At 71.0% G+C, this 16,215-nt stretch carries 11 protein-coding genes; 5 read left to right on the top strand and 6 right to left on the bottom strand.

What is annotated here, in order from left to right; translation table 11 throughout:
• Positions 1–183 precede the first annotated feature (183 nt).
• From BSZ36_RS01710 to BSZ36_RS01690, 5 genes are all read left to right on the top strand, one after another.
• Positions 184–4,035, top strand: coding sequence for a UvrD-helicase domain-containing protein (locus tag BSZ36_RS01710; protein ID WP_179270967.1), 3,852 nt, complete (start codon positions 184–186; stop codon positions 4,033–4,035).
• A gap of 256 nt (positions 4,036–4,291) precedes the next feature.
• The gene (recD, locus tag BSZ36_RS01705) at positions 4,292–6,214 is read left to right on the top strand and encodes an exodeoxyribonuclease V subunit alpha (RefSeq protein WP_094545434.1); all 1,923 of its coding nucleotides are present in this window, start codon (positions 4,292–4,294) and stop codon (positions 6,212–6,214) included.
• A 175-nt stretch (positions 6,215–6,389) separates the two neighbouring features.
• The gene (locus BSZ36_RS01700; RefSeq protein ID WP_094545433.1) at positions 6,390–7,040 is read left to right on the top strand and encodes an NUDIX hydrolase; all 651 of its coding nucleotides are present in this window, start codon (positions 6,390–6,392) and stop codon (positions 7,038–7,040) included.
• A gap of 4 nt (positions 7,041–7,044) precedes the next feature.
• A complete protein-coding gene (locus BSZ36_RS01695; RefSeq protein ID WP_094545432.1) occupies positions 7,045–7,923 on the top strand; it encodes an SPFH domain-containing protein in 879 nt (292 codons plus the stop codon).
• Complete coding sequence (locus BSZ36_RS01690; RefSeq protein WP_218827520.1) at positions 7,920–8,969, top strand: diacylglycerol kinase catalytic domain-containing protein; 1,050 nt, start codon at positions 7,920–7,922, stop codon at positions 8,967–8,969. The genes BSZ36_RS01695 and BSZ36_RS01690 overlap by 4 nt, the downstream gene beginning before the upstream one ends.
• Before the next feature lie 43 nt (positions 8,970–9,012).
• On the opposite strand, the gene BSZ36_RS01685 is transcribed toward BSZ36_RS01690, so the two are convergent.
• The 6 genes from BSZ36_RS01685 to thrS all read right to left on the bottom strand — a co-directional run bounded on the left by BSZ36_RS01685 (position 9,013) and on the right by thrS (position 16,091).
• Positions 9,013–9,933 carry a 1,4-dihydroxy-2-naphthoate polyprenyltransferase gene (locus BSZ36_RS01685; protein ID WP_094545431.1) on the bottom strand — a complete coding sequence of 307 codons (921 nt, stop codon included), beginning with the start codon at positions 9,931–9,933 and terminating at the stop codon, positions 9,013–9,015.
• Complete coding sequence (locus BSZ36_RS01680) at positions 9,918–10,268, bottom strand: hypothetical protein (protein ID WP_094545430.1); 351 nt, start codon at positions 10,266–10,268, stop codon at positions 9,918–9,920. Before BSZ36_RS01680 ends, BSZ36_RS01685 begins: the two co-directional genes overlap by 16 nt.
• 142 nt (positions 10,269–10,410) lie before the next feature.
• Positions 10,411–11,262 carry a 3-hydroxybutyryl-CoA dehydrogenase gene (locus tag BSZ36_RS01675; protein WP_094545429.1) on the bottom strand — a complete coding sequence of 284 codons (852 nt, stop codon included), beginning with the start codon at positions 11,260–11,262 and terminating at the stop codon, positions 10,411–10,413.
• Between the two features lie 48 nt (positions 11,263–11,310).
• Entirely contained in the window at positions 11,311–12,417 is a 1,107-nt protein-coding gene (locus BSZ36_RS01670) for a WG repeat-containing protein (RefSeq protein ID WP_143536720.1), read from the bottom strand.
• Positions 12,418–12,553: 136 nt separating this feature from the next.
• Positions 12,554–13,729: a thiolase family protein gene (locus BSZ36_RS01665; RefSeq protein WP_094545427.1), complete on the bottom strand. Its 1,176-nt coding sequence runs from the start codon at positions 13,727–13,729 to the stop codon at positions 12,554–12,556.
• Between the two features lie 295 nt (positions 13,730–14,024).
• On the bottom strand, positions 14,025–16,091 hold the full coding sequence (gene thrS, locus BSZ36_RS01660) for a threonine--tRNA ligase (protein WP_094545426.1): 2,067 nt from the start codon (positions 16,089–16,091) through the stop codon (positions 14,025–14,027).
• Between the last annotated feature and the right edge of the window lie 124 nt (positions 16,092–16,215).

Below are 16,215 nucleotides of genomic sequence, written 5' to 3'. Positions count from 1 at the left end.
CGAGTTCCGGGTTCCTCCTGCTCGGGACTCGCGCGCGCTGGCCTCTGGCGGGAGAGGCACGGGGTACCGGGTGCGGGGTACGTCATGGCGCGCGGCCTCTGGCGCCAGAAGCGAGCATCCGTGTACCCAGTACCCCGCCTCGCGTCTCCGCAACTGGCCACTGGCCCCATCCCACTGGCCCGCATGACCGAGACGTTTAAGGCCCTCGACGTGCCTCTGGCGCCCGGCATCACGCTCGTCGAGGCCAGCGCCGGGACGGGCAAGACGTACGCGCTGACCGAGCTCGTCTTGCGCCTCGTGCTGGAGGACGGCGCGCTCGGCGAGGGCACTCCCGACCTCCGCAAGCTGCTCGTCGTCACGTTCACCGTGGCAGCGACGGAGGAACTCAAGACCCGCATCCGGCGGGCGCTCCGCGAAGCGCTGGACGCCTTCGAGGGCGGCGAGGCCTCTGGCGTGGTCGAGCCGTTTCTCGCGCGCTACGGCGCGACGCCAGAGGCCCGCGAGGCCGGGGCACAGCGGCTGCGGCACGCGCTCGGGCAGGTCGGCGAGGCGGCGGTCTTCACCATCCACGGCTTCTGCAAGCGCGTGCTGGAGCGGAGCGCGTTCGAGAGCGGCGAGCCGTTCGCGTTCGACTTCACCGAGGACGCTGCGCGGCTCCAGACCCGCGTGGCCCGAGACGTGTGGCACGGCCTCGTCGGCGGCCACACCGACCTCGGGCCCCTGGCGCTCGCCGCGGGGTGGACGCTGGACCGCCTCACGCAGCACGCCGCCAACGCCACGCAGTTCGTGGACACGCGCATCCTCCCGCCCGCCGAGCCTCTGGCGGACGCGATGGCCGAGGTCCGCGACGCGCGCCAGCGGCTCCGCGACGCCTGGCACCCCGCGGCGCAAGAGGACATCGTCGACCCGCGCCTCTGGCGGATGGACACCAAGAGCAAGCCGTTCACGACCGACCTCCGCGGCGTCTTCGCCCGCGTGGACGCCTTCGCCAGAGGCGACTGGGGCGAGATCGGCGCCGTCGAGATGGCGACGGTGGAGCGCGCGAGCGCGGCGATCAAGAACGGCTCGAAGGCCGGCAAAGAGGCCGTTTCGGACGTGGAGGCCGATGCGGGATTCCGGGCCTGCACAGATGTCGTCGCGGCGATCTCGCGGCTGGAGACGGCGCTGATCCACGCCTTTGTCGCTTCGCTCGAAGCCGGCACGCGCCGCGCCAAGGCCGCCGCGAGCCTGCTCACGTTCGACGACCTGATCGAGCGGCTGGACCGCGCGCTCGCGCACCCGGCCACAGGCCCCTCGCTGCGCCGCGCCATCCAGGACCAGTTCGCGGTCGCGCTTATCGACGAGTTCCAGGACACCGACCCGACGCAGTACCGAATCTTCCGCCGCGCCTTTGGCGCGTCGCCAGAGGCCTCTGGCGAGTCCGCCACTGTCCACTCCCCACTCCCCACTGGCCCGGCCACCGGCCGCCCCCTCTTCTTTATCGGCGACCCGAAGCAGGCCATCTACGCCTTCCGCGGCGCCGACGTATTCGCGTATCTGGAAGCGCGCGGCGACGCCGACCGGCGGTTCACGCTCGGGACCAACTACCGCTCGTCGCCCGACCTCGTGAGCGCCGTCAACGCGCTGTTCTCGCGACTGGGAACGGGTGGCAAGCCTTTCATCTACGACGGCATCCCCTTCGAGCCTGTGGCCGCGAATGCGAGCGAGCCCGGGATTCGCGGCGTGACGCCAGTGGCGCCGTTCGTGTGGTGGGCCGGGGACGGCCTGGAGCGCGGGCGCGGCAACATCGTCACCAAGGGCAACGCGCGAGAGGCCGCGATGGAGGCGACCGTGGCGGAGATCTGCCGCCTGCTCAACGACGAGCGCGCCGAGATCCGCGACGCCAAGACGGGCCTCTGGCGCCGGCTCGAAGCGGGCGACCTCGCGGTTCTGACGCGCACGAACGGGCAGGCGCGAGAGCTTCAGGACCGCCTGCGGCGCGCGAACGTCGTCGCGGTGGTCGGCAAGGGCGACGACATCCGGACCTCGCGCGAGATGGACGAAATCGAGCGCGTGCTCCGCGCCATGGCGCGGCCGACCGACTCCCGCCGCGTCCGCGCCGCCCTCGCGACCGAGATGTGGGGCTGGACCGGCGCCGACCTCGCCGCGGCCTCTGGCGACAGCGACGAGCAGGGCCGGATGCTCAAGGTCGTCGAAGGGCTCCGAAAGGACCGCGCTCTCTGGCGCCGCAACGGAGTCTTCGGCGCTTTGACGGCGTGGGTGCGCCGCGAAGACGTGCGCCAGAGGCTTCACCAGTACGCCGACCGCGAGCGGCGGCTGACGAACCTGCGCCACTGCCTCGAACTGCTCCACGAGGCCGAGACCTCCGAGGACCGGTCCGTGGACGAACTCCTGCACTGGGTCCGCACGCGGACGGAGCGGACGTTTGCCGAGCGGCAGCGCGTCGAGATGCGGCTGGAGAGCGACGACCACGCCGTCCAGCTTGTGACGATGCACAATGCGAAAGGGCTAGAGTACCCGGTCGTGTTCGCGCCGTTCGTGTGGGACGACAAGGAGAAGGCGACGTGGCACGGCACGTTCGAGGCCAGCCCGCCGGTCGCGCACGTCGGCTCGGGCGGGGCGGTCTACGACCTCGGGAGCCCGGCGCAAGAGGCCCACCGCGCGCTCGCGGACGCCGAGCGTCTCGCCGAAAGCCTCCGCCTCACCTACGTCGCGCTCACACGGGCGCGCGAGCGGCTCTACGTCGTCTGGGGACCGCTCAGCGGCGGCCACGCCAGCGGCATCGGCCACCTCCTGCGCACGCTCCCACTGCCTCTGGCGGAGGGTCTCGCGAGCTTCGACGACGCGACCCGCAAGACGGCCCTGGAGCACCTGCGGACGAGTCTCGCGACGCTCGAAGAGTGGATCGCGCGGGCCGAACTGGGTCACGTGATGGCCGTCGCGCCGCTGCCGCAGGGCGGGGGGCGCGTGGAGCGCGAGGCGCAGGCCGAAGACGCCTCTGGCGTCCGCACGCTCGGTGCGGGAGCGCGCGACCGCGTCCACTCGCCCGAGGCGCGCGCCAGCTTCTCGTCGTGGGCCTCTGGCGCTCCGCGCGACGACCGCGCCGACGAGGGCGACGCCGCGCCCGAGGCCGACGGCGACACGCCAGAGGCCGGGCTGTTCGCCTTCGCTTCCGGCCCGCGTGCCGGGACGTGCCTGCACGAGGTGCTGGAGAACGCCGTTTTCCGCCTGCCCGACTCGTACCGCGATCTCGAGAGTTCCAACGCGCAGGCCATCGCGCGTGTGCTTCGCCGCCACGGTCTGCACGACGGCACGAGTCGCGTCCACCGCGCCGTCTGCCAGCCTCTGGCGGACGTGTCCGAGATGATCGCGACGCTCGCGGAGACCGAGATGCCGGGCCTCGGGTTCGCGCTCAAGGACGTGCCGCGCGGCGGGTTCGCGGCCGAGTGGCGGTTCGTGGCGCCTCTGGCGCGGGTCGCGCCGTCGCAGATCGCCGACCTGTTCCGCGAGCACGGCGACGAAGTACTCCAGAGCTACGCGGAGGTCGTCGCGCGCCTCGCGCCAGAGGCCGTGGACGGGCTGTTCGTGGGCTCGGCCGACCTCGTCGTGCAGCACCCGGGCGAGGAGCGCTGGTCGCTCATCGACTGGAAGAGCAATCACCTCGGGCCGACGGCGGCGCACTACGGCGCGGAGCCTCTGGCGCGGACGATGCGCGCGCACCACTACCTCTTGCAGGCGCACCTCTACCTCGCCGGCCTGCATCGCTACCTCCGCACGCGCCTCGCGGACTACGACTACGACCGGCACGTCGGCGGTGCGGCCTACGTCTTCCTTCGCGGGGTTGCGCCACCGACTAGTGCGCCAGAGGCCTCTGGCGAGAACCTGGAGGCCGCGACGGGCTTCCACGTCGTCCGCCCGCCTCGCGCGCTCGTGGAGGCGCTGGACGCGCTCCTGTTCGCGCCTCTGGCGGAGGAGGCGCCGGGTGCAGGAGACGGCGCGCGCGAAAGCGAGCCTCGGGCGCCAGAGGCTGGATGAAGCTGCACCACTCCAGTTCTGTCATCTCGAAGGAAGCGAAGCGACGCCTGTCTCGAACCGTAGGGAGAGAAGGGATCTACCCTCAGCCGCACACGGAGTCAGTTGTAGCCTCACGCCATTCGGCGAGTAGATCCCTCACGTTCGTTCGGGATGACAGGATGGAAGAGGCTCGCTCGCCAGAGGCCTCTGGCGCGATGGGCGGCCCCTCCCCCTGCCTCTCTCCCCACTGGCTACTGGCCACTCCCCACTGGCCCGCATGAGAACCCTCGCCCCCGAGACCACCGCCCTGCTGGATGCCCTCGCCGAGAGCGAAGACGTGGCGCCCATCGACCTCGCCCTGGCGCGGATGCTGGCAGAGCATGATCCCGAGCGCGCCCGCGAGGTGGCGCTCGCGGCCGTGCTCGTGAGCGCGATGCAGCGGCGCGGGCACACGGCCGTCGAACTGGACGCGTGGGCAGGCGAGCCCTTTCCGGGAGCGGCCGTACGGCTCCCCGAGACCGACGCGTGGGTGCAAAGGCTGAACGAGAGCCCAGTCGTGAGCGACGGCGGGACCGTCGCGCCGCTCGTGCTGGATGGCGACGGGCGGCTCTACCTCTACCGCCTCTGGCGCGCCGAAGGGCGCGTGGCGAGCCGGATCGCGGAGTTGGTGGGCGAGTCCGGGCAAGCGCCAGAGGCCGTCCGCGAGACGTTCTCGGCGCTGTTTCCCGAGGCCGGTGCGGGCGACCGGCAGGCGCTGGCGGCGGCGGGCGCTCTGCGACACAGAATGGCTGTCGTGGCGGGCGGACCGGGCACGGGCAAGACGACGACCGTCGCCAAGCTCCTGGCACTGCTCCTCGCGGCCGACCCGGATCTGACGGTCGCGCTCGCGACGCCGACCGGCAAGGCGTCGAACCGCCTCACGGAGTCCATCGCCTCGCGCAGCGCCGCGCTGCCCGTCTCGGACGACGTGCGCCAGAGGCTCGCCGTGGAGGCCGTCACCCTGCATCGCCTGCTGAAGTACTCGCCCACGCGCCGCGCGTGGGGCCGCGGACCGGCCTCGCCCATCCCGGCCGATGTCGTCGTCGTGGACGAGACCTCGATGGCGGACCTGCTCATGTTCGACGCGCTTCTGGCGTCGCTGCGCCCCGGCGCGCGGCTTGTGCTTCTCGGCGACGCGGACCAGCTTCCGAGTGTCGGCGTGGGCGCGGTCTTCGGCGACCTCTGCGAGGCGGGCGCGCGAGATGCAGTCGGCCCCGGCTTCCAGGCGTTCTGCAACGCGCTAGGCGTGACGACGCCAGAGGCCTCTGGCGACAGCGCCTCTGGCGAGGCACCGAGCGGACACACCAGCGGTGTGTCCCTACGGGAGCCAGACGCGATGGCCGACGCCGTCGTGCGCCTAGTCGTCTCGCACCGCTTCGCGGCCGACTCCGGCATCGGGCGCCTCGCCTCCGCCTTGCGCGATGGCGACGAAGCGGGCGTCCGGGATGTGCTGACAGACGGAGCCTCTGGCGACGTGGTCTGCCTCGACCCCGCCGACCGCGCCGAGGCCATCTGGACCCATGCCGAGCCGCACGCTCGCGCGCTGTGCACCGCGAGCACGCCAGAGGCCGCGCTGAGCGCCGCCGCCGCGTTCCGGATGCTCGCGCCGACGCGGGGCGGACGCTGGGGCGTGTACGCCCTCAACCGGCTCGTCGAGCGGCGCCTGAGCGAGGACGGCCTGCGCCTCTCGCCGACCGACCCGTGGTACCACGGCCGGCCGATCCTCGTGACCGAGAACGACTACGACCGCGACCTCTTCAACGGCGACGTGGGCGTGGTCTGGCGGCCATCCGCCGAGGCCCGCTGGCGCCAGAGGCCCGTGGTGGTCTTCGAGGGCAAGGACGGCGTGCGCGAGGTGCCCGTCGCGCAGTTGCCGGAGCACGAGACGGCGTGGGCCATGACGATCCACAAAAGCCAGGGCTCGGAGTTCGACGACGTGCTCCTCGTCCTCCCCACGCCGGGCTCGACGCAGGCGCGGCGCCTCTCGCGCCAGCTCGTCTACACCGCCGTCACCCGCGCGAAGGGCACGGCGCCAGAAGCCTCTAGCGGGCCGTCGCTTACGATCCTAGGCGCGGCGGAGCAGATGGCGGAGGCCGCAGGCGTGGCCGAGCGGCGCGCGAGCGGGCTGGCGGCGCGGCTGCGTGAGATGCCGGAGCGGTAGCCTCTGGCGAGGCGCGAAGGAGTCGCGGCGAGAGCGTCGCCAGAGGCGGATCCTGAGGAAACAGAGCCTCTGCCGCCAGAGGCCGAACGGGAAAAAGTGGGCGCCTGCAACTCCGGGGCCTTGACTTCGTGTACGCGACACACTTAACTAGTTCGTGTCGCTACCACACCAAGTCATGACGCCCACCGTCTCCCTCACGACCGACATCGCGCTCTTTACCCTCCGCGAGGGCGTGCTGCACCTCCTGCTCATCGAGCGCGGCATCGCGCCGTTTAAAGGCAAGTGGGCGCTGCCGGGCGGGTTCGTCGTCGACGGCGAGAGCCTGGAGGCGTGCGCGCGGCGCGAGTTGGCCGAGGAGGCGGGCGTCGAGGACGTGTACCTGGAGCAGCTCTACACGTTTGGCGCGCCGGGGCGCGATCCGCGAGGCCGCGTCGTGACCGTCGCCTACGTCGGCCTGGTGCCGTCGGACGAGTTGAGGCCTGTCGGCGGCAGCGACGCCAGCCGCGCGGCGTGGCACTCTGCCGACGCCCTCCCGCCTCTGGCGTTCGACCACGCGGAGATCGTCGCCCTCGCGCGCCAGAGGCTCACGGCCAAGCTGGACTACACGACGATCGCCTTCCAGTTCTTGCCGACCACGTTCACGCTTTCGGACGCGCAGGCGGTCTACGAGGCCGTGGGCGGCGCCGAGCTGGACAAGAGAAACTTCCGAAAGGCCATCCTGGCCACAGGCCACCTGGCGGAGACCGGCGAGAAGCGCGGCGGCGTGGGCCGCCCGGCCTCGCTGTACCGCCTTACCGATCCCTCCACCGTCCACATCACCAAGTAGAGCCATGTTCGTCTCACACTTTAAAGGCGCCCCGAGCGCGTTCGTCCGCCAGTACCGAGGAGGCGAGGTCGTTCGCCAGGGCCGCGGCCTCTCGTTCTTCTACGCGCCCATGACCACGACCGTCGTCTCGGTCCCGGTCACGACGCAGGACCTCCCGTTCGCGTTTTCCGAGACCACCTCGGACTTCCAGGACGTGGCCGTGCAAGGTCAGCTCACCTATCGCATCTCGGACCCCGAGCGCGCCGCCGAGCTGCTGGATTTCAGCGTGCAGCCCGCCACGCAGCGCTACCGCTCCGAGGACCCGCAAAAGCTGGAAGACCGCATCTTGAGCGCCGTCCGCGCTCAGGCCCGCGCGTGGGTGCGCCAGAGGCCGCTCGAAGCCGCGCTCAAGGACGCCGACGCCCTCGCGGCCTCGCTCCTGGCGCGCGTCCGGCAGGACGCCACGCTCGCCGAGATGGGCATCGCCGTGGAGGCGCTCTACCTCGGCTCCATCACCGCCGCGCCCGAGACCAAGCGCGCTCTCGAAGCCGAGTACCGCGAGGCGTTGCTGCGCCGCGCCGACGAAGCCGTCTACGGACGCCGCGCCGCCGCCGTCGCTGAGGAGCGGCGCATCCGCCAGAGCGAACTCGACACCGAGGTGGAGTTGGAAACGGCCCGGCAGAGGCTTGTCGAGCAGCAGGCGCAGAACCAGATCACGCTCGCCGAAGCCGACGCCCGCGCCGACGAGATGAAGCTGGCGCCCTACGCCGAGCTTCCCGCCCGGACGCTCGTCGGCCTCGCCCTCCGCGACTGGGCCGAGCACGGCGGATCGGTCGACGCGCTGACGGTCACGCCGGACCTCGTCACGAACCTCGTGCAGGCGCTGGGCCGGGAGAACCGATGAGCGAGCGCGTGATCCTGGCCTCTGGCGAGAAGCTCCGTAGGGGCGACCGGGCCGGTCGCCCGCGACGCAGCGCACCAGAGGCCCGCTCGCCAGAGGCCTCTGGCGCCGAGCGCACGGCCATCGAGCGCGCCGTGCTGGTGACGAAGCCGACCGCGTGGGAGGAACTGCTCGTCCGATTCGGCACGCACGGGCAGGCGCGGTTCTGGCTGGAGCGCGCGGGCGAGGACGTGGACGCCATCGAGGCCGAGCACGAGCGCTACCACACGGCGCTCGGAGCGGTCCGGCGCCAGATCCCGGGCGAGTTGCGCGTGCAGGTGCTCGGGCGCGATCTCCTCCCGCAGTACCGGTTCGACGCCAGCGACGTGGTCGTCGTCCTCGGCCCGGATGGGCTCGTCGTCAACGCCGCGAAGTACCTCGCGGGACAGCCCGTCGTGGCGATTAACCCCGACCCCGAGAGCATCGAGGGCGTGCTGCTGCCCGTCGAGATCGACCAGGCCTCTCGCGCCATCGCGCGCGCCGTGCGGCACGACGCCGCCCTCCGCGCCATCTCGATGGCCGAGGCCATGACAAGCGACGGCCAGCGGCTCCTAGCGATGAACGACCTCTACATCGGCGCGCGCACGCACGTCTCCTCGCGCTACACGCTGGACCACGGCGGGCGGAGCGAGCGGCACTCGTCCTCTGGCGTGATCGTCTCCACCGGCGCGGGCTCGACGGGCTGGCTCCGGTCGGTCATCGCGGGCGCCAGAGGCGTGGCCGTGGCGTGCGGCGGGGCCGTGCCGCTGGCGCCAGAGGACGTGCGGTTCGCGTGGGACGCCGAGAAGCTGGTCTTCGCCGTCCGCGAGCCGTTCCCGAGCGTGGCCTCTGGCGCCGAGGTCGTCTGGGGCGAGGTGACGCGCCGCGCGCCGCTCCGGCTGACCTCGCACATGGCCGAGGGCGGCGCCATCTTCGGTGACGGCGTGGAGGCGGACTTCCTCCCGTTCCGCCGCGGCGTTTCGGTCACGGTCGGCGTGTCGGCGCAGAAGACGTGGCTGGTGACGCCGTAACGCCAGAGGCCTCTGGCGCCCCTTTACGCAATACGCTTTCCGCTCACGTCAGCCACCAGCCCAGTGCGAACGCGAGGCTGTAGACGAGCAGCAGCAGCGCTGTCTTGCCGAGAAGCGGGTTGAGAACCGCCGGGTCCTCGTTGCGAGCCAGGACGGTCGCCAGGCGGCGCCCGGCGAGCGACGCGATGGCCGAGGCCGCCAGCGCGCCCAGGTGCCCGCGCGAGACCCACACCATCGCCGCCGGCACCATAACGGCCACCGTGATCATCAGACTGTAGAGCGCGACGCCCGCGTTGCGTCCGAACCGCACGACGAGCGTCATCTTGTTCGCGATGCGGTCCTCGTTCACATCGCGGACGTTGTTCGCGAGCAGGATCGCCGTCGCGAGCGCGCCCGGCCCGAGCCCCGCGATGGGCACCCAACTCGGCAGTGCGAGCGCCTGCACGTAGTAGGTCCCCGCCACGGCCACAGGCCCGAAAAACACCAGCACGAAGAGGTCGGCCAGCCCTGTGTACGCCAGCGCGTACTTCCCCGCCGTGTACGCCACGCCGCTGGCAATGCAGACGAGCCCCAGGATCAGGATCTCCACGCCGCCTCTGGCGATGAGGTACCCGCCAGAGGCGAAGGCGAGGGCGAAGGCGATGCCGGCCGCAGCGCGCATCGCGCCGGGCGAGACCAAACCTGTGGCCACGGCGCGCATCGGCCCTTTGCGGTCAGCCGTGTCGGCGCCCTTGATGGCGTCCTCAGAGTCGTTGACGTAGTTCGTCCCGATCTGGATAAAGACCGCACCCGCGAGCGCGCACAGCGCCGCCAGAGGATGGAACACGCCGTCGCCGAGCGCCAGGCCGACGCCGAGCAGGACCGGCGCCACGGCCGCCCACAGCGTCTTGGGCCGCGCCGCCGCGATCCACACGCCAAGTCTCGCCGAGCCGGGGGCGCCAGAGGCCGCTACGGGATCAGCCATAGATCGAACGCGCTGAGCACGGCGTCGAGGTCGGGCCGGTGCTTTTTCTTGATCTTGAGCACGAGCTCGCCCTGCGCGCCGCCGGGCAGGTCGCTGACGAGGTGCATGGGCTGGGTGCGGAGCGTGAGCTTGTCGCCCAGCATGGACTTCTTGTAGCGGACCGCGTCGAGGTCCGTCAGGTGGAACGACGCGCGCTCCGTGCGGCCGCTGAAGATGCCGCCGAGGTGTGCCACCTGCACCTCCACGTTGACCTCGTCGCCGTCCACGCGCAGCACGCCCTGGCCTTCACTGAGGCCGCCGTGGATGTCGAGTGTGGTAAAGGGGACGCTGGGCACGGGCCGAAGCTACGTGCGCGGGGCATGCGAGGATTCAGCCCGCGGCGCCGCGCCAGAGGCCTCTGGCGCGGCAGACCACGGTGCGGGCGAAAGGCGGGGCCGGCACCTGCGGCGGGGCGTGGTACCCCGCCGCGGCGGCCGTCTACGCCGAGTAGTCGTAGAAGCCCTGGCCGGACTTGCGGCCCATGCGGCCCGCGGCGACCATCTTGCGGAGCAGCGGGCACGGGCGGTACTTGTCCTCGCCCAGCTCGTGGTGGAGCACCTCCATGATGCTCAGGCACACGTCGAGCCCGATAAAGTCCGCGAGCGTGAGCGGCCCCATCGGGTGCGCCATGCCCAGCTTCATCACCGTGTCCACGGCCTCTGGCGTGGCGACGCCCTCGTGCACGCAGAAGATGGCCTCGTTGATCATCGGCATGAGCACGCGGTTGCTCACAAAGCCCGCGGCGTCGTTGACCTCGACGGGGACCTTGCCGAGCTGCTCGCTCAAGTCATGAACCGCCTTGTACGTCTCGTCGCTCGTCGCCAGCCCGCGCACGACCTCGACGAGCTTCATGACGGGGACGGGGTTGAAGAAGTGCATCCCGATCACCTGCTCCGGCCGCCGCGTGGCGCCCGCGATTTGCGTGATCGAAATGGACGACGTGTTGCTCGCGAGGATGCAGGCCTCTGGCGCGTGGTCGTCGATCTGGCCGAAGATCTTGGCCTTCAGGTCCGCGTTCTCGGTCGCGGCCTCCACCACGAGATCCGCCTGTGCGACGCCAGAGGCGAGGTCGGTTTCGAGCGCGATGCGGTCCAACGTCGCCGCCTGGTCCTCAGCGGTGATCTTCTCCTTCGCGACCTGCCGGCCGAGGTTCTTGTCGATGGTCGCGCGGGCGCGGTCGAGCGCGGCGGCGTCGAGGTCTACAAGGGTGACGGCGTGGCCGCTCTGCGCGAAGACGTGGGCGATGCCGTTGCCCATGGTGCCGGCGCCGATAACGGTGACGTTCATGATGATGCGTGCTGCGTGATGCGTAAAGAGAAGTCTGGTGGCCTGCGGGCGCTAGTCCTGCGCCCAGACGACGGCGCCAGAGGCGTCGATGTAGCGCAAGAGGCGCCCTTCATAGACGCGGGCGAGGCCTCTGGCGAAGGGCTCGGCCTTGGTGTAGGTGGCGCGGATGGCGAGGTCGCCTGCGGCGTCGATGTAGCCCCACTGGCGCCCGACCTGTACGGCGGCGAGGCCTTCGGAGAAGCCGCGCGCCTGCTGGAAACGCGGCGCGATGGCGAGCGCCCCGGAGGCGTCCGCGAAGCCCCACGCGCCGCCCACCTGGACGGGCGCGAAGCCTTCGGAAAACGAGAACGCGAGCGCGTACTGGGGGGGGATCACGAACTCGCCGCCGCGGTCCACGAAGCCGACCTCGCCGCCAGAGGCCACGCGCGCGAGGCCGTCGGTGTGGCGGAACGCCGGGCCATCCAGCTCGGCCGCGATGACCTCGCGGCCCTGGGCGTCGAGGTAGCCCCAGGTCGTGGAGCGGAAGAGGCCCTGGCTTTTCTCGTACGGCGCGAGGCCGCCGGAGAACGACGCCGCGGAGATGCCGGAGGCGGGGACCCGAACGGCCACCTCGCCGTCGCGGTCCAGGAAGACGAGCGTGGAGCGGGGGGAGAACAGCTTTTGAACGAGGGTCTGCTTGTCAGCCAGGCGCACCAGCGCGAGGCCCTCGCTGTAGCTCAGCGCGTAGGGCAGCACGGTAGGCACAACGAAGGCGCCCGTCGCGTCTACGAACCCGAAGCGGCGCTCCTTCGCGCCGCCCACGCCCACCAAGCCGCGGCCGTCCGAGAAGCCTCTGGCGCTCGCGAACTGCGGCGCGATGGCCCACGTACCGTCGGGCGAAAGGTAGCCCCACAGGTTGCCCTGCTTGGCTGCGGCGAGGCCTTCGGAGAACGGCGTCGCGAACTGGAACCGCGGCGAGATCACGACCTCGCCGCGGCGGTCCATATAGCCCCACCGCCCCGCCTCCACGACGGGGAACAGCCCCTCCCCTGCCGCGATGTCTCGGGCCTCGACGCGTGCTGAGGACGCCTCTGGCGTGAAATCCACCCGCGCCCCCGCGCAGCCCGTGAGGGCCAAGAGCGCGAGGAGGAGGAACGAGCGGAGGGAGACGTAGGGCATCGGGGTGGGGAGAGAGCGGGCCGCTGGCGTGCTGACGGAGGCTGGAACGTCCGCGAGGCGCGCGCCCGTGCACACCGCCCGCCGCCGCACGACGCCAGAGGCTCCGGTGTGGTGCCTCTGGCGCGAGAGAGCAGGCTTACGCGCCGCGCTCCAGGATGATCGCCGTGGCCTCGCCGCCGCCGATGCAGATCGCCGCCAGCCCGTAGCGGGCGTCGGCCTCCTCCATCGCGTAGAGCAGCGTGGTCATGATGCGCGCGCCAGAGGCGCCGATGGGGTGTCCCACGGCGACGGAGCCGCCGCGCACGTTGAGCTTCTCGCTCGGGATGCCGAGCGCGTCCTGCGCCGCGAGCGCCACGACGGCGAACGCCTCGTTGATCTCGAATAGGTCGATATCGTCCAGCGAGAGGCCGGCCTTATGCAGCACCTTGTTGATCGCCTCGATCGGCGCCGTCGTGAACTCGACGGGCTTCTGGCTGTGCTGCGAGGTGGCGACGATCTTCGCCAGAGGCTTCTTGCCGTTGGCGCTCGCCCACTCCTCGCTCGCCACGATCATGGCCGCGGCGCCGTCGTTGATCGTGCTCGCGTTGGCGGCGGTCACGGTCCCGTCCTTGGTGAACACGGCCCGGAGGCTCGGGATCTTGTCGAAGTTGGTGCGCGGCGGCTCCTCGTCCTGCTCCACGACGGTGTCGCCCTTGCGCCCCTTGATGGTGACCGGCACGATCTCCTGCGCGAAGCGGCCGTTCTCCATGCTCGCCTGGGCGCGCGTGTAGCTCTCGATGGAGAAGGCGTCCTGGCGCTCGCGCGGCACGTTGCACGTGTCGCCGCAGAGGTCGGCGGCGACGCCCATCGCGTTGCCGTCGTAGGCATCGCGCAAGCCATCGTGGAAGAGGGAGTCGATCAGCGTGCCGTTGCCGTAACCGTAGCCCGTCCGCGCCTTGTCCAGCAGGAACGGCGCCATGCTCATGTTCTCCATGCCGCCCGCGGCGACCACGTCGGCGTCGCCGGCGCGGATGGCCTGGTCCGCGAGGAGGACGGCCTTCATGCCGGACCCGCAGACCTTGTTGATGGTCAGGCACGGAACGGAGTCCGGGATGTCTGCGCCGAGCGCGGCCTGGCGGGCGGGCGCCTGCCCCTCGCCGGCGGTGACGACGTTGCCGAGGATGACTTCGGAGAGGTCCGAGCCCTGGATGCCCGCGCGCTCCATCGCGCCGGTAAGCGCCGCGCTGCCGAGTTGAGGGGCCGGAACGGACGAGAGCGCGCCGTTAAAGGAGCCGACGGGCGTGCGAGCGGCGGAGAGAATGACGGAGGCCATGGTTCGGGGACTGGGGGTTCGGGACAGGGGACTGGCAGAGGGTTCACCTCTTGCGCTTCGGATCAACGCCAGAGGCACAGGCGGCCAGGGCCTCTGGCAGGACCGCGCTCGGGGCGCGCGCCAGAGGCGGCATCACCGCGTGCGGCCGGAAGCGGTTCCAAGCTAGGTGGGCCGGTGCGGGATGGGGTTGACCGGGGGTGAAATGTGGGGCCTCTGGCGCCAGAGGCGCACACAGAAGCCAGACCGCCCAGCCTCTGGCGGCGGAGACGAATCCACGCGCCAGAGGCCGACGCCGCTACGCGCGGCCCGTGCTGGCGGCGATCTCCGCGAGGAGCGCGTCGCGCAGATCGGCCGTGGACTGGGCGCCCTGGTCGGAGTCGTCGCCCAGGCCGTGGCGGCGGACGGAGACCGTGCCGGCCTCGGCCTCTTTGCGGCCGACGATGAGCATGACCGGCACCTTCTCGACCTCGGCGTCGCGGATCTTGCGGCCGGTCTTCTCGGAGCGTGTGTCGACTTCGACGCGGAGGCCCGCTTCGCGCAACTCCTTCGCGACGCCCTCGGCGTAGCCGTTCTGGTCGTCGGTGATGGGCAGGATGCGGACCTGGACGGGCGCGACCCACAGCGGGAGGTTGCCGCCGGTGTGCTCCAGGAGCACGCCGATAAAGCGCTCCAGGGATCCAAACGGCGCGCGATGGATCATGACCGGCCTCTGGCGCTGGTCGTTCTCGTCGGTGTAGGTGAGGTCGAAGCGTTCCGGGAGGTTGTAGTCCAGCTGGACCGTCCCGAGCTGCCAGGAGCGACCGAGCGCGTCCTTGACCATGAAGTCCAGCTTGGCGCCGTAGAAGGCGGCCTCGCCTTCCTCCTCGACGGTGTCCAGGCCCATCTCGGCAGCGGCCTCGCGGATGGCCTGCTCTGCGGCGTCCCACGTGGCGTCGTCGCCGATGTACTTGGTCGTGTTCTCGGGGTCGCGGAGCGAGACCTGCGCGGTGTAGTCGGTAAAGTCGAGCGCGCGGAGGACGGTCATCGTGAGGTCGATGGCGGCCTTGAACTCCTCCTTGACCTGATCCGGGCGGCAGAAGACGTGGGCGTCGTCCTGCGTAAAGCCACGGACGCGCGTGAGGCCGCCCAGCTCGCCGCTCTGCTCGTAGCGGTAGACCGTCCCGAACTCGGCCAGGCGCACGGGCAGATCGCGGTAGGAGCGCGGCTTGCGGTCGTAGATCTGCGTGTGGTGCGGGCAGTTCATGGGCTTGAGCAGGTAGCCCTGCTCGTCGCCGCTCGTCGCCGCGCCAGAGGCCTCGTCGTGCGTGCGCGCCTCTGGCGTCTCGCCGTCGGGCAGCGCCGGGCCCTTCTGTCCCTCCAGCATGGGCGGGAACTGCGAGTCCGAGTAGTACGGGTAGTGGCCGGACGTGCGGAAGAGGTCCAGCCGCGCGATGTGCGGCGTGATAACGGGCTCGTAGCCGCGGGCCACCTGCTCGGTCTTGAGGAAGTCCACGAGTGTCTCGCGCAGCCTCGCGCCCTTGGGCAGCCAGATCGGCAGGCCGGGGCCGACCTTGTCGGAGAACATGAACAGCTCCAGCTCCTTGCCCAGCTTGCGGTGGTCGCGCTGCTTGGCGAGCTCCAGGCGCTCCAGGTGCTCCTCCAGCTGCTTCGCCTTGGGGAAGCTGACGCCGTAGATGCGGGTCAGCTGCGGGCGGCTCTCGTCGCCGCGCCAGTAGGCACCCGCGAGGCTGAGCAGCTTGACGGCCTTGATGGGCTTCGTGCTCGGGATGTGCGGCCCGCGGCAGAGGTCCACAAAGTCGCCCTGCTGGTAGAACGTGATCTCGCCGTCCTCCAGGCGCTCTAGGAGTTCGAGCTTGTACGGGTCGCCCTTTTCCTCGAAGTAGGCGACGGCCTCGGCCTTAGAAACCTCGCGGCGCTCGAAGCGGCTGTCGCCGCGCGCCAGCTCCTTCATCTTGGCCTCGATGGCGGGCAGGTCCTCATCGGTTAGGCGGTCCTTGCCTGTGTTCGAGAGGTCCACGTCGTAGTAGAACCCGTTGTCGATGGCGGGCCCGATGCCGAGGTGGATGCCGGGGTAGAGCGCCTCCAGCGCCTCGGCCATGAGGTGCGCCGACGAGTGCCAGAAGGCCATCTTGCCGCCGTCCGAGTCCCACGTGAGGATGGAGACGGTGTCGCCGTCCGCCAGAGGCCGGTCGAGGTCGCGGACCTCGGGCGCGGGCTTGGGGGCCTCTGGCGTCGCTTCGGGCGTGACCTCAACGGCGAGGGCCATGCGGGCAAGGCCGGAGGAGATGGATTCGGCGAGGTCTCGGCCGCTGGCGCCAGAGGCGAGCTCGCGGGCGGAGCCGTCGGGGAGGGTGATCTGCATGGGGGCGTGGCGCCGGTTCTCGGCGCGGTCTAGCGTTTGTGGAAGCTAGCGGCGCCAGAGGTCCCAACGGGTTGCGCCTCCGGCGAAGGTGAGGCGAGAACCGAGCGCCAGAGGACGCTCCAAG

Source organism: Rubricoccus marinus (genome assembly GCF_002257665.1).
Taxonomy (GTDB): Bacteria; Bacteroidota; Rhodothermia; order Rhodothermales; family Rubricoccaceae; genus Rubricoccus; species Rubricoccus marinus.
Note: the sequence above shows the minus strand (reverse complement) of the source record. Positions and strands in the feature narration are given on the sequence as shown.